We start from the raw sequence: 14,037 nt of genomic DNA, 5'->3' as shown, positions 1-14,037 counted from the left end.
AAACCAATCACCTCTGATATCTATTACTAATAATTAAGGACCCAGGCAATGGCCCTCACCCCCTCCACCATGATCCCCCTTGGCACCCCCATGCCAGAATTCGCCCTGCCCGACCCCACCGGCACCCTCGTCAGTAGCGACGACTACGCCGGCAAACCGTTACTGGTCATGTTTATCTGCAACCACTGCCCCTTCGTAAAACACATCGCCGCCGCCCTGTCGGAATTTGCCGAGCAATACCTCCCCGCCGGCCTCGGCATCGTCGCCATCAACAGCAACGACTTTGCCAGCTACCCGGAAGACAGCCCGACGAAAATGCAGGAGGAGGTCGCCGCGCGGGGATACCGCTTCGCGTATCTGGTGGACGAGGATCAATCCGTGGCAAAAGCGTTTGATGCGGCCTGCACACCGGACTTTTTTCTGTTTGATGGAGAGGGGAAACTCGCCTACCGCGGTCAGTTCGACGACAGCCGGCCGGGAAATGATGAGCCAGTGAACGGGAAGGATTTACGCGCGGCTGTGGATAAGGTTCTGGCGGGAGAGAAACCGGCGGAAGATCAGGTGCCTTCTATCGGTTGCAATATCAAGTGGAAATAAACTTTTTCAACGAAGTAGGACAGGTTGGCTGAAGCCAAAGCGCTGGGTGTAAGTTTTTGAAAGCGTCGGCGACAGGGACGTCGCCGACGCAGCGTACATGGATGTATTCACAGCGGTTTCAAAAACTTACACCCAGTGCTTTGGCGCCTCAAATTAAATACAGTGCTCTCCTACCTACGAAGCACTCTTCAAAAAAGCCAGCATCCACCGCGCCATTGCACTGGTGTGAATATCGTTGGTAAGAGAGTCCTTGCCCTTCTCTACCATATCCTCACCAAATACCTCTTTGCGCAGCTCCATCAAACCTTTTGAGTAGGGCTTGGTAAATTCCGGATGCGCCTGCATCGTCAGCATATGCTCACCCACCTGCAGCAACGCATAGGGACAAAAATCACTGGACGCTATCACCTTGGTGCCCGGCGCAGGCGTTACCACCTGATCCTGATGACTCACCAGCAGGCTGAAATTCTCCTGCGGCTCCACCATCCAGCTTGGAGTCTCCTGCACCTCGTAGCTATGCACACCCACACCCCAGCCCTTTTCCGACTTGCGCGTCTCACCACCCAAGGCATGGGCAATCAACTGATGCCCAAAACAGATCCCTAGTGTCGGCTTCTCCCGCTTGTGCAGCTCGCGCACAAACTCCATTAGCGGCGCAATCCACGGCTGATCGTCGTAGACCCCCGTCTTGCTGCCGGTAATCAGATAGGCATCCACCTCATCGATATCATCCGGGTAGTGCCCGTGCTGTACCTCGTAGGTCACAAACTCCAGGTTCGGATCCTCGCGCTTCAGCAGATCCGCAAACATCTCCGGGTATTCACCAAACTCCCCCACCAACTGGGGGCGCACATCATCGGTCTTAAGAACACCAATCTTCATAACCGCTCCACTCTCCATTTCTGCGCAGCCATAACCACACAGTAGATAACCGCACAGGCGCGATCTTACCGCCAAATATTTGTGATCACATTATTACCCCTGGCCCAAGTATGGACAACCAGCAACAGGCTGACGCCAGAGTAAACGCAAAAATATTGCGCAATAAAACTCCCGGCTAGACTAAAAGTGTTTCGTCTACCCCCCTAGAGAGAAGTACAAGGAGCGAATCCATGAAAGCAGCCAGGAAGGCCGTCACCGTTACCGCCATTGCACTCATGGCGAGCCTTGGCGCCAGCCAGAGCCTCGCCGACTACGAACAGGGCGACGTGATTGTCCGCATTGGCTGGGGGCTCGTAGACCCGGATGACGACTCCGACCTGCTGCGGATCGACAATACAGTCTATTTGGAAGATACCCGCGTATATGTCGACGATGGCGATAGCGCCACCTTTACCGGCACCTGGTTGTTTGCCGACCACTTCGGCCTCGGCCTGCTGGTGGCACTGCCGTTTGAGCACGACCTGGACGTCGTGGGGCTGCCGACCGCCGATGGCGACCTGCTCGGCAAAGTGGACCTGGGCAGCATCGAGCACCTGCCACCCACCCTTACCGTGCAGTGGTTCCCGGTGTGCAAGGAGTCCTGGGTACAACCCTATGTGGGGCTCGGGGTGAACTTCACCACCTTTATGGATGAAAAGATCAGCACGGTAGCCAATGAATACTTCGAGGATGAGCTTGGCGCTTTGACCCGGGCGGACCTGCGACTGGACGACTCCTGGGGCCTCGCCGGCGAACTTGGGGTCGACATCATGTTTGGTCGCGACACTAACTGGCTGTTCAATGCGGCGGTCTGGTATCTGGATATCGACACCAAGGCGAAGATCGACTTCCGCAGCCGTGGCGACACCTTCACCCGGATCTCCACCGACGTGGATATCGATCCCTGGGTGTATTCCATCGGCCTGGGTTACAAGTTCTGATTCCTGCCACTACTCGGTGCGGGCCCTGTGCCCGCACACACCCCGCCAACCCTACACTTCTACAACCCTACACCTCTCCAACCCAGCGCCTTGAGCCCACCGCACAGCTGACAGGTCCTACTTTCTGCGCCAGCAAACTGGCAACATGTCCTTTTATAAGCTGATAATTGGGCGGAACATTGCCCAAAAGTTGCATATCCGGAGAATAAAGAACGGTTTCGCCGCCCCCAAAGGCATCGCTGTCATTTTTCATGTATGATTGCGCGCCAATTGATCAATATTTAGCCGGCAGGCCAGACACAGGAGAAATAATGACGACATCCACCTCCCCCAGTGACATCCAGCCCGCCGGCTCTGGCAAGAAGACCGCCTTTACCCGCTTCCTCGATACCGTCGAGTGGCTGGGTAACCTGCTTCCCCACCCCATCACTCTGTTCGCGATGTTTGCGGTCGGCGTGGTGATCCTGAGCGGTATCGCCTCTTTCTTTGGGCTATCGGTTGAAGACCCGCGTCCGGTCGGCGCCGCTGGCCGTGCCGCCGATGGGGTCATCCACGTCGTCAACCTGCTGTCCGGTGAGGGACTCAGGACAATCGTCACCACTCTGGTTACCAACTTTACCGGCTTTGCCCCCTTGGGCACCGTGCTGGTAGCCCTGCTCGGCGTGGGTATTGCCGAGCACTCCGGCCTGCTGTCTGCCGCCGTGCGCGGAATGGTACTGAAGGCATCCAAGCGCACCGTGACCGTGATTGTGGTGTTCGCAGGCATCATCTCCAACACCGCCTCTGAGCTCGGTTATGTGGTGCTGATCCCGCTGGCGGCGATGATCTTTCACTCCCTAGGCCGCCACCCCCTGGCCGGCCTGGCCGCGGCCTTCGCCGGCGTATCCGGCGGCTACAGTGCCAACCTGCTGCTGGGTACCGTGGACCCGCTGCTGTCCGGCATCACCGAATCCGCCGCCCATATGATTGACCCCAACTATGTGGTGGGCCCTGAGGTTAACTGGTACTTCATGATCCTCAGCACCTTCCTGATCACCGCCCTGGGCAGCTGGGTGACCATGTCAATCGTTGAACCCAAGCTGGGCAAGTACGATAACAGCGAGGCCTCCGTCGACCTGTCCCAGGACAAAATGACCCAGCTTACCGCCGAAGAGAAACGCGGCCTCAAGTACGCGGGTCTCGCTGTACTGGGTGTCAGTGGTTTGCTGGCACTCACCATCGTTCCCGAGTGGGGCGTGCTGCGCAATCAGGAAACCGGTGCCGTGGCCGGCTCGCCGTTCCTGAAAGGCATTGTGTCGCTGATCGTGGTGTTCTTTGCGATTCCCGGCTTCGTCTACGGCAAGACCGTGGGCACCATGAATAACGACCGCGACGTGATCAATGCGATGTCCAAGAGCATGGGCACCATGGGCATGTATATCGTGCTGGTGTTCTTCGCCGCGCAGTTTGTGGCCTTCTTCAAAATGACCAACCTGGGCACCATCTTTGCGGTACTGGGTGCAGAGGCCCTGCAGAGCATCGGCCTCACCGGCCCGCTGCTGTTCGTGTTCTTTATCCTGATGTGCGGCATCGTGAACCTGAGCCTGGGCAGTGCCTCGGCACAGTGGGCGGTAACCGCGCCGATCTTCGTGCCCATGCTGATGCTACTGGGCTATGCCCCGGAAGTGATCCAGGCGGCGTACCGGATCGGCGACTCGGTGACCAATATCATCACGCCGATGATGAGTTACTTCGGCCTGATCGTGTCCTTTGCCACCCGCTATAAAAAGGATCTGGGCATGGGCACGCTGATTGCCACCATGATCCCCTACTCGATCTTCTTCTTTATCGGCTGGACCGCACTGTTCTTCCTGTGGGTGTTTGTTGCCGGCATGCCGGTGGGACCAGGCGCGGCTACCTACTTCACTATGTGAGGAATGTGAGGAATGTGAGGATTGATTCCTGCGGCAGTGCATGGTTTGCTCTAAAGCTTGTCATGCACTGCAACACAGGACCTCACAGGTGAAAAAAACGCTAATAGCCCTTACCCTTTCCTCACTGGCAGCCGCCAGCGCCCTCCCTGCCCTCGCGCAATCCACCGATGCCGACAAGCGCCTGGCGCAAACCAAGCAAAACGTCATCGAGTGGCGTCGCCATCTGCACCAGAACCCGGAGCTCGGTAACCGGGAATTCGAAACCGCCAAGTACATTACCCAGCACCTGAAGTCCCTCGGCATGGAAGTGGAAACCGGAGTTGCCCACACCGGGGTAGTCGGATTGCTCAAGGGCGGTAAGCCTGGCCCCACCATTGCCCTGCGCGCGGATATGGATGCGCTGCCGGTAACCGAACAGGTGGATATTCCTTTCGCCTCAAAAGCCAAGACCGAATACAACGGCGAGGAAGTCGGTGTAATGCACGCCTGCGGCCACGACACCCACGTGGCCATGCTCATGGGCGCGGCCCAGGTACTGGCGGGTATGCGCGATGAACTGGCCGGTAACGTTCTGTTTGTATTCCAACCCGCAGAAGAAGGCGCACCGGATGGTGAGGAAGGTGGCGCGGAGCTGATGCTGAAAGAGGGCCTGTTCAAAAAATACAAACCGGAAGTGGCCTTTGGCCAGCACGTTACCTCCAGCCTGCCAGTGGGCGTGATCGGTTACCGCTCCGGGCCACTGATGGCGAGCTCCGACGAATTCCGTATCAATGTAAAAGGTCGCCAGACGCACGGCTCCCGCCCCTGGGGCGGCGTCGACCCGATTACCGCCGCGGCACAAATCGTAATGGGCACCCAGACTCTGGTCAGCCGCCAGATCGATATCACCAAGGAACCCGCGGTCGTTTCCTACGGCGTGATCGACGGGGGTGTGCGCAACAACATCATTCCCGACAGCGTCTACCTGAACGGCACCATCCGCAACTTCGATATGGATAACCGCCAGGAGATTTTCAAGCGCCTTAAAGTAACGGCGGAGAAAATTGCCGAAAGCAGCGGCGCGACAGCGGAAGTGGAGATTCTTGAAGGCTACCCGGTAACCGTCAACAACCCCGCGCTGACCGAAGCCGCCATCCCCGCCTTGAAAGCTGCGGCCGGTGACAACAAGGTTATGGTGATCCCGAAAATTACCGGTGCCGAGGACTTCTCCTTCTTCGCCAATGAAATTCCCGGTTTCTATTACTTCCTCGGGGTAACCCCGCAAGGCACCAATCCGGCCACCGCCGCTAGCAACCATTCTCCACGTTTTTATGTGGATGAAAGTGCACTGGCGATCGGCACCAAAGCGATTACTCAACTGGCGCTGGATTATTTCGACAGCCAGAAAAACCAGTAGTCGTAAAACGGGCACAAAAACGCGGACACAAAAAAGGCGATCAATGATCGCCTTTTTTGTTGCTTAGCAGTTACGCAGATTCGGTGCGCCGCTGCGGCCGACGACGGCGGTTGCCAGCGTTGGCCTTGTTGCCATTACTGTTGCCACCGCTGTTACCGTTTCCGGAAGCTGCACCACTGCGACGGCTTCCGTTTCCACGGCTGCCGTCAGCGCGACTACCATTTCGGTTGCCTTCGCTGCGGCCACCAGCACCACGATTTCCTTCGCTGCGATTTCCTTCACCGCGGTTGCCACCGCCTGAAGAGTTACCGTTACGGTTACCGCTGCTGTTTCCGCCACCGCGTTTCGCCGCCGGCTTGGCGCCGCCGCGACGCACCTGGTTGCCCTTACCCGGCTTGCCACCGGATGCTGGCAGCTGATGATCCGGCTCGAAACCTTCAATCTCCTCGCGCTCGATTGGCTTATTGATCAGCCTTTCGATATCCCAAAGCTGCTTGGCTTCATCCGCGGAAACCAGGGAAACCGCCTGACCGGACGCGCCGGCACGGCCGGTACGGCCGATACGGTGCACATAATCCTCCGGCACATTCGGCAGGTCAAAATTCACCACCTGCGGCAGCTGGTCGATATCGATACCGCGCGCGGCAATATCGGTAGCGACAAGGATCTGTACCTTGCCACTTTTAAAATCCGCCAGCGCCTTGGTGCGCGCGTTCTGGCTCTTGTTGCCATGAATCGCCGCCGCCGGGATCCGGCTCTGTTCCAGCTGCTTGGCCAGACGGTTGGCACCGTGCTTGGTCCGGCTGAATACCAACGCCTGGTGCCAGCCATTTTCCTTGATCAGGTGGCACAGCAAAGTCGCCTTGCGAGACTTGTCCACAGGGTGCAGCTTCTGGCGCACTGTCTTGGTAGTACTGTTGCGCGGGCTTACATCAATCTCCACCGGGTCATTTACCAGGCCCTTGGCCAGAGTGCGGATTTCGGGAGAGAAGGTTGCGGAGAACAGCAGGTTCTGGCGCTTGGGCGGCAGCACCCGCAGGATTTTCTTGATGTCGTGGATAAAACCCATATCCAGCATGCGGTCGGCTTCGTCCAGTACCAGGGTTTCCAGCTTGTCGAACTTGATCGCGCGCTGGTTGTACAGATCCAGCAGACGGCCGGGCGTGGCAACAAGGATGTCCGCACCGCCCCGCAGGCGCATCATCTGCGGATTAATTTTCACACCGCCAAACACCACGGAGTGGCGCATGGGCAGGTACTGGCTGTAGCTCTGTACATTGTCGAACACCTGCGCCGCCAGCTCGCGGGTAGGCGTCAGTACCAGGGCGCGCACCTGGTTACTGCGCGCGCGCTCGCCGGCGCTCAGTTTGTGCAACAGCGGCAGGGTAAAACCGGCAGTCTTACCGGTACCGGTCTGCGCCGCCGCCATTACGTCACCGCCGCGCATAACAACGGGAATGGCCTGCTCCTGAATCGGGGTCGGATTGGTATAGCCCTGCTCCGCAACAGCGCGGGCAATTTCCGGCGCAAGGCCGAGATCTTCAAATAACATAGAAATTCTTACTTGAGTGCAGTCGCCGGAACAATCACGTCGACCTACGTTAAGCGGGAGCCTGTCGCTCCCGGCAAAAATTTGAAATGCTCATTCCGCCGCGCCCCTTTTCATGTTTCACATGATTCATGTTCAGAGTCAGGGCCGATGTTCCACGGAGTGAGATTGGTTGCCGCCAAAGGCGTTAGCCGAAAATTCTCTTTCGGCTGGGTGCGGCATTCAGTAGAGAGGAATCGGACACACCAGTTAGTACAGTGTTCCAGAAATGAGCCGGAAGTCGCTCCGGCCTACAGATGACGCAACTGGCAGTCACGCCAGCCGCGGCACTATAACACAGCGCGGCAGACTGCCCAGTTTTATTTGCACAACCGCACTTGGGGCATCTTCTGGGGTTATTCTCGCGCTTAGTACTGTGGAACCTGTCGGCTAACGTTAGCCGACCGTAGACTTTCTTTGAATTATCCGTAACCGGGGGAGGTCACATTATGTCTGGTACGACACGCACTTCATCAACATCGACGGGAGGGCCGTCGCGAGCGGCATATGCCGCGAGCACGCAGCATACCCTGCGCGATGGTCGCGTCGTCAGTATTCGTCCGGTGAGAGCTTCGGACGGCGACATGGAGCGGGAACTGATCGAAAGCCTGTCTCCAGATTCCAGCCGCATGCGCTTTCTCGGCGGCATCGGGCAAGTGAGCCAACAGCTGATGCGTATCCTCACCGATAATGACGCGCAGCATGAGGCATTCATTGCGTTGCACGAGGATGACTCCGGGTTACTGCACGCTGTCGGCGTTGCCAACTTTGCCTGTGACCCAGATGGACACTCTTGCGAGTGTGCCGTGGTGGTTGCCGATGACTGGCAGAACGCCGGACTCGGTAAGCTGTTACTTTTGGGAACTGGTAGACGCCGCCAAGGCCGATGGACTGGATGAGATCTATTCCATCGAGTCCGCCGGCAACAACGCCATCGACCACGTAGCGCGGGAGCTGGGTTTTGACTGCAAAGCAGACCCGCACGACTACACCACCTTGCGCTACAGCCTGCAACTGCACTGATCGCGAGCCTGACCACGCACAAAGGACGGTGCGGGGTTTCCCGTTCCGACATTGACACATTTCAGGGCAGGAATCGGTTACCGATCCTGCCCTTTTAGTCGCGTAATCCGCTGTCCCCTTCCGCGGCTTTCCCTTACTGACTCCTCACTGAGCGACTGACCGCACACCTAATTCTCACGTGCTCCTTGCTATCGGCTCTGACCGGGACCAAATGTCAATTTTTTGACATTCTGTGCGTGAAAGGGTTACCTAGAATGACACCAGCGATGGGCCCGGCTTCGCACGCAAAGAATTTGGGCTATAAAAAAACAATACCTAATAATAAGTTGGAGGTTCCCATGGAATCCGGTCCCCTGATCTCGATTGGTCTGCCGATCTCCCTGTTTATCATCATGGTCGGTATCGGCATGACGCTTACCGCACGGGACTTCCACCAAGTCACCGTCAAGCCCACCGGCCTTGTCCTCGGCACCATTGCCCAGATCCTGTTGATGCCTTTGGCCGCGTTTGCGCTGGCCTGGGCACTGCAATTGCCTCCTGCAATGGCGGTGGGCCTGGTAATCATTGCTGCCTGCCCCGGCGGCACCACATCCAACCTGTTTACCCTGCTGGCGAAAGGGAATGTCGCACTCTCCATTGTGCTGACCGTATCCGCCAGCCTGATGACCATCATGTCCCTGCCGCTGTTCGCCAATTTTGCCCTCAAGCTCTATTTTGGCACCCAGCAAGAAATCACCCTGCCACTGGGGAAAACCGTATTGATGCTCTCTTTGATCGTGCTGCTGCCGGTAATCACTGGCATGGGCGTCAAAGCCCTATGGCCGGCGCTGGCGGCGCGAGCCGAGGGCGTGGTGAGCATATTTGGCGGGCTGGTGCTCGCCGGACTGATCGTTAGTATCGTCTACGGTATGCGCGATCGCTTTGTCGACCTGCTGATCCAGGCCGGGCCCGCCACCCTCGCGCTGAATATCCTGGGTATTGCCATTGGCCTGCTGTGCACCCGTGCCGCGGGCTTGGGCACCCGGGAGCGCCTTGCGGTGGCTACAGAGCTGGGGATCAAGAATGGCACCCTCGGCCTGATGGTTACGCTGACCCTGCTGCACTCCAGCAACATGTCGGTACCCTCGGCCATCTACGGCGTCATTATGTTCCCGCTCGGCTTTTTACTGGCAGCCTATGGACGCCGTCTGGCAAAAGCACACAAGGTCGCGGCAACTGCCGAAGAAGCCACCCGCCCCGCCGAGGCGGGATAGTCGGGAAGCCCGGCAACTAAAGCCTGGAATCTGCAATCTGGCATTTCCCCAGAATGCCCCGTAGAGTGGCCTCATCGTAAAAAATGAGGCCACTCATGATCCCGACATCGCCTTTCCAGTCATTGCTATTTGCGTTTTTGTCGCTTCTCCTGGGGCATTCTGCAATCGCTGCAAGCCCGCCCGCACCGTCTACAGAAAAGGCGACCGCCCTCATCGAGTACCGAAACATCCCCTGGGTACAAGCCGGATCCAAAACCCTCACTGCCGACATATTTGTGCCGAATAGCGGGCGCAAAAACTACCCGGTAGTGGTGATTTACCACGGTGGAGGTTGGCTGATTAACGACAACAGCATCATGGAGTCCACCGCGAGGTATCTGGCGAAGCACGGCGAATTCGTGGTCGCCAACATGAACTACCGCCTGCTGGGGGATAACGGCAACACCACCACACTGGACGACATCGTGGAAGATGCACTCGGTGGTGTGTTGTGGGTGAAAGAGCATATATCACAGTACAAAGGCGACCCGCAGCGCATCGCCGTCACCGGCGACAGTGCCGGCGGCCACCTGAGCGCCATGGTCGTACTGGCTGCACACAACCTCAGCAGCCAGGATTTCACGCCAGAGAATCTGGCTTTCAAACCGACATACATCCCCACCGGGAAAACCCCGGAGGGGATTGCTGAAAACGGAGAGTTGGAGGTACAGGCCGCGATACCGAGCTACGGCGTATTTGACATGGATGCCAGGACGCAAAACGGATTCGAGTCCGCCGCAAATGGCTTCTGGAAAATGGGCGGCGCCGAACCGCGCGGTGTATTTGGCAGCGAATATAGTATCGACACCCACCCAGAGCTGTACCGCGCGGCCTCGCCGATTCATCGGATTCCCGATGCGCGCGAACGCAAACTGCCACCGTTTTTTGTGCACGTTGGCAGCAGGGATACAACAACACCGCCCGAGGCGGTACAGGCATTTGCGGAAAAGCTGAAAGCGGCCGGGCAGATAGTGGAGTACAGGGAGTATGCGGGGAAGAATCACGCATTTCTAGACAATGGGTGTAACGAGTATCTCGGCAACTGTTTTGATCGAGACGCGCCAGGTACGCTAAACGATATGATTCGATTTATTCACATGCACCTGGACTGAAGCGGTACCCGGGCCGACACCGGATCTTCGCAATCACGGGGGTTTTCTGACCGCCCCCGTATTCCAGACATATGGGTTTAATCCAGTCCATCAAGGTAACGCGCCAGACGGACTGGATCGGGTATTGTCACCCGTCCGTAAGCAAACTCCACCAGCCCCTGCGCCTCGATACTTTTCAATACCCCGTGCACTCCCTGCCGGGTCATCCCCATCATATTGGCGAGGAGCTCACGGGTAAGCGCAAAGCGAACGGTCGTATTTCCAGCCGGCTCACCGCGATTGTGCATCTGCGCCATAAACAGCAAGCGCCGCCCGATACGCGCTTCGGTCCCCCGCAGCACATCATCCTGTATCACCGACATTGCTGACCAGAGACGCCGGCTGACCTGATCCAGCACAATCGGGTACGCCTCTGGATTTGCTTGCAGCACAGATCGTAGTACTTCACCTTCAATCTCGACCACCCGGCACTCTTCGTGTGCCGTGGCCCCGAACACCCGCGGCATACCTGGAGAAAATACCGTATCCCCAATCCAGGCCCCTACGTCGAGTATCGCCAGTATCGCTTCCCGGCCGTTGACATTACTCGAGCATATGCGCACCCGCCCGGAAGCAATGATACACAGGGAACTCTGCTGCGAGCCGGGCAGATAGATGATCTCCCCCGCCGCGTAATTGCGAGAGCGGCACTGACTGGTCAACTCAAGCTTCGCCTCATCGCCGAGGCCACTGAGCAGCGGACAGGTTTCGAGAATGGAAAAGGTGTCACTCATAGGGTGATATCAGCCGAAGTGTAAAAAAATTGACAGTCATCACTGGTTGCTGCTTTTTAAACTAAAGGCCAAAGCATAACAACAAACCGATGAAGGAGAGTTCCTCATGGTGCAGAACCTGGATGCAATACCATCGCTTGAAGGAAAAGTAAGTGCGGAAGAGTGGCAGTTACGCGTTGATCTCGCCGCTGCCTACCGGCTGATCGCCCACTACGGCTGGGACGAAATTGTATTTACGCATCTCTCAGTGCGAATTCCCGGGCCCGAACACCACTTTCTGATCAACCCCTTTGGCTGTCTGTTTGAAGAGATTACCGCTTCCAGTCTGGTCAAGATCGACCTGAATGGCGACAAGGTGGATGACAGCCCGTTCCCGGTCAATCCGGCCGGCTTCACCATCCACAGCTGTATTCACCAGGCGCGTGAAGACGCACAGTGCGTAATGCACACGCACACGGTGGAAGGGGTAGCCGTCGCCGCCCACAGCGAGGGACTGCTGCCGCTTTCGCAACAATCCCTGTTCCCGCTCTCTAGTCTCGCTTATCACGACTACGAGGGAATCGCCGTGCGTGAGGACGAAAAAGCAAGGCTGGTCAGAGACCTGGGATCCGCCAACTTTATGATTCTGCGCAACCACGGACTGCTTACCTGCGCCTCTTCCATTGCAGACACATTCCTTTTCATGTTTATCCTGCAAAAGTCCTGCGAAATCCAGGTGGCAGCCCTAGCAGGCGACCGCCCCCTGACACCAGTGCCGCAGCCTATCATCGACAAAATTGTCAGCGAGGGGAACAAAGTTACCAGCAACCAGGGCGGTAAGATCGCCTGGCCGGGGCTGCTGCGCAAACTGGATCGTATCGATCCCAGCTACCGCAAGTAACTTTTCCAACATCTAGAATAAAAAGGTAATTCAGCATGGAACAAACCTTACCCCCCCGCGCCCAATTTACCCATATGGAAAACGGCAGCGCCGAAGACTGGAAGTGCATTGCAGATGCCTTTCTCCCCTACGCTCGCGAGCTACCAGACCGGGTCATTGCGCATCTCAAGTTACTGGAAGGTGACTTTGGTGGCTTCCCCGTTGACCGCCTTACGCACTGCTTGCAGACAGCCACGCTTGCCTATCGCGATGGCAAAGATGAGGAATATGTTGTCTGCGCCCTATTGCACGATATCGGCGACACGCTGGGAAGTTACAATCATGCGGATGTCGCCGCCGCGATACTCGAGCCATTCGTCAGTGACGCTAACCACTGGATGATCAAACATCACGCCATCTTCCAGGGTTATTACTTCTTTCACTATCTCGGGATGGACCGCAACCTGCGGGACAACTTCCGCGAGCATCAGTACTACGCGCGCACCCTAGAATTCATTTCCAAATACGATGCGCCGGCGTTCGATGCAAAGGGAGAAACCCTGCCGCTGTCGTTCTTCGAGCCCATGCTCAAACGTGTGTTCGCGCAACCGAGAAAATCACTCTACATGCAATCACTCGAACACGCGAATCACGACGTAGCGTAAATTTGGATGGAGCTGCTGTAGATTGAGTCCAGTGAAACTTCATAGGATCTGTGACCACTGCTGAGAAGATGCCGCCAATCGGACGTATACTCACCTGGGTTTAGGGGGAACTGGTCACTCTTGAGAATCACTCGTTGACTTGAGAAGATCGCCCTGATCCAGTGTGAGAGCTTTCCGAACATTAGAAGGGGCAACTATGGCAGCGCGCATTAATGCCGATTTCAGTCAACGCGTAGTGATTCGTCCGGATCAGTACCAGTGGGTAGATTCGCCGATGCCCGGCGTCGAGCGCATGATGCTGGACAGAATTGGTGACGAGGTTGCCAGAGCAACATCCATCGTGCGTTACCGACCATTCAGCGAATTTTCACCCCACGAACACTCTGGAGGTGAGGAGTTTTTCGTACTGGAAGGCGTCTTTTCCGATGAGCATCAGGCCTATGGGAAGGGCAGCTATGTGCGCAATCCCATTGGCACCTCCCACACTCCTAAAATCGGTGAAGAGGGCGCCACCATCTTTGTCAAGCTGCACCAGTTCGACGCAGAAGACACTCGGCAGACGGTGATAGATACCAACACACAGCCCTGGCTTCCAGGGTTAGTGGATGGACTACAGGTAATGCCGTTACACGACTTCCGCGGCGAACATGTGGCGCTGGTAAAGTGGGCACCAAACACCCGATTTAACCGCCATCAACACTGGGGCGGAGAGGAAATTTTCGTGCTGGAAGGCACCTTTCACGACGAACACGGCAGCTACCCGAAAGGTTCCTGGCTGAGAAGCCCGCACCTCAGCCAGCATACGCCGTTTACGAAGGAAGATGGCGCGCTAATCTATGTCAAAACGGGGCACTTGATGGCAGGGGTATAACCCCGAGTGCATCAATTGCAATCTGAACATCGATAATGAGCAGTATCGGATTGGCTGATTTAATCATTTCCTACCAACGGTCCATT

14 protein-coding genes are annotated in these 14,037 nt (G+C 56.9%); 10 read left to right on the top strand and 4 right to left on the bottom strand.

The annotated features are described in order from the left end of the window. Window positions 1-48: 48 nt before the first annotated feature. A complete protein-coding gene (locus LC059_RS11125; protein WP_226703922.1) occupies window positions 49-597 on the top strand; it encodes a thioredoxin family protein in 549 nt (182 codons plus the stop codon). Between the two features lie 174 nt (window positions 598-771). On the opposite strand, the gene LC059_RS11120 is transcribed toward LC059_RS11125, so the two are convergent. Next, on the bottom strand, window positions 772-1,479 hold the full coding sequence (locus LC059_RS11120; RefSeq protein ID WP_226703921.1) for a glutamine amidotransferase-related protein: 708 nt from the start codon (window positions 1,477-1,479) through the stop codon (window positions 772-774). 230 nt (window positions 1,480-1,709) lie between these two features. Here LC059_RS11120 and LC059_RS11115 point away from each other — a divergent pair, with 230 nt between their 5' ends. Next, on the top strand, window positions 1,710-2,459 hold the full coding sequence (locus tag LC059_RS11115) for an OmpW/AlkL family protein (RefSeq protein ID WP_226703920.1): 750 nt from the start codon (window positions 1,710-1,712) through the stop codon (window positions 2,457-2,459). 67 nt (window positions 2,460-2,526) lie between these two features. On the opposite strand, the gene LC059_RS11110 is transcribed toward LC059_RS11115, so the two are convergent. Further along, window positions 2,527-2,712, bottom strand: coding sequence for a hypothetical protein (locus LC059_RS11110; protein ID WP_226703919.1), 186 nt, complete (start codon window positions 2,710-2,712; stop codon window positions 2,527-2,529). A gap of 58 nt (window positions 2,713-2,770) precedes the next feature. On the opposite strand from LC059_RS11110, the gene LC059_RS11105 reads away from it, so the two are divergent. Together LC059_RS11105 and LC059_RS11100 are read left to right on the top strand one after the other, a co-directional pair. Next, the gene (locus LC059_RS11105; RefSeq protein ID WP_226703918.1) at window positions 2,771-4,372 is read left to right on the top strand and encodes an AbgT family transporter; all 1,602 of its coding nucleotides are present in this window, start codon (window positions 2,771-2,773) and stop codon (window positions 4,370-4,372) included. A gap of 88 nt (window positions 4,373-4,460) precedes the next feature. Then, window positions 4,461-5,768 carry an amidohydrolase gene (locus LC059_RS11100; RefSeq protein WP_226703917.1) on the top strand — a complete coding sequence of 436 codons (1,308 nt, stop codon included), beginning with the start codon at window positions 4,461-4,463 and terminating at the stop codon, window positions 5,766-5,768. Between the two features lie 70 nt (window positions 5,769-5,838). Here LC059_RS11100 and LC059_RS11095 read toward each other — a convergent pair whose 3' ends face one another. After that, window positions 5,839-7,320 carry a DEAD/DEAH box helicase gene (locus LC059_RS11095; RefSeq protein WP_226703916.1) on the bottom strand — a complete coding sequence of 494 codons (1,482 nt, stop codon included), beginning with the start codon at window positions 7,318-7,320 and terminating at the stop codon, window positions 5,839-5,841. An 855-nt stretch (window positions 7,321-8,175) separates the two neighbouring features. On the opposite strand from LC059_RS11095, the gene LC059_RS11090 reads away from it, so the two are divergent. The 3 genes from LC059_RS11090 (at window position 8,176) to LC059_RS11080 (ending at window position 10,783) form a co-directional block, all read left to right on the top strand. Continuing rightward, complete coding sequence (locus tag LC059_RS11090; RefSeq protein ID WP_226703915.1) at window positions 8,176-8,379, top strand: hypothetical protein; 204 nt, start codon at window positions 8,176-8,178, stop codon at window positions 8,377-8,379. 338 nt (window positions 8,380-8,717) lie between these two features. Then, window positions 8,718-9,632, top strand: coding sequence for a bile acid:sodium symporter family protein (locus LC059_RS11085; RefSeq protein WP_226703914.1), 915 nt, complete (start codon window positions 8,718-8,720; stop codon window positions 9,630-9,632). 95 nt (window positions 9,633-9,727) lie between these two features. Further along, window positions 9,728-10,783, top strand: coding sequence for an alpha/beta hydrolase (locus tag LC059_RS11080; RefSeq protein WP_226703913.1), 1,056 nt, complete (start codon window positions 9,728-9,730; stop codon window positions 10,781-10,783). Window positions 10,784-10,860: 77 nt separating this feature from the next. Here LC059_RS11080 and LC059_RS11075 read toward each other — a convergent pair whose 3' ends face one another. Beyond that, a complete protein-coding gene (locus LC059_RS11075) occupies window positions 10,861-11,556 on the bottom strand; it encodes a Crp/Fnr family transcriptional regulator (RefSeq protein WP_226703912.1) in 696 nt (231 codons plus the stop codon). Window positions 11,557-11,662: 106 nt separating this feature from the next. Here LC059_RS11075 and LC059_RS11070 point away from each other — a divergent pair, with 106 nt between their 5' ends. From LC059_RS11070 to LC059_RS11060, 3 genes are all read left to right on the top strand, one after another. Next, window positions 11,663-12,436, top strand: a complete 774-nt coding sequence (locus tag LC059_RS11070; protein ID WP_226703911.1) for a class II aldolase/adducin family protein — start codon at window positions 11,663-11,665, stop codon at window positions 12,434-12,436. Window positions 12,437-12,471: 35 nt separating this feature from the next. Next, window positions 12,472-13,080 (top strand): HD domain-containing protein, encoded by a 609-nt coding sequence (locus LC059_RS11065; RefSeq protein ID WP_226703910.1) that lies wholly within the window; start codon window positions 12,472-12,474, stop codon window positions 13,078-13,080. Between the two features lie 196 nt (window positions 13,081-13,276). Continuing rightward, on the top strand, window positions 13,277-13,951 hold the full coding sequence (locus LC059_RS11060) for a cupin domain-containing protein (protein ID WP_226703909.1): 675 nt from the start codon (window positions 13,277-13,279) through the stop codon (window positions 13,949-13,951). Window positions 13,952-14,037 lie beyond the last annotated feature (86 nt).

It is taken from the genome of Microbulbifer elongatus (assembly GCF_020524885.1).
In the GTDB taxonomy this organism is placed as follows: domain Bacteria; phylum Pseudomonadota; class Gammaproteobacteria; order Pseudomonadales; family Cellvibrionaceae; genus Microbulbifer; species Microbulbifer elongatus_A.
This window is presented reverse-complemented; position numbering and strand designations above follow the sequence as displayed.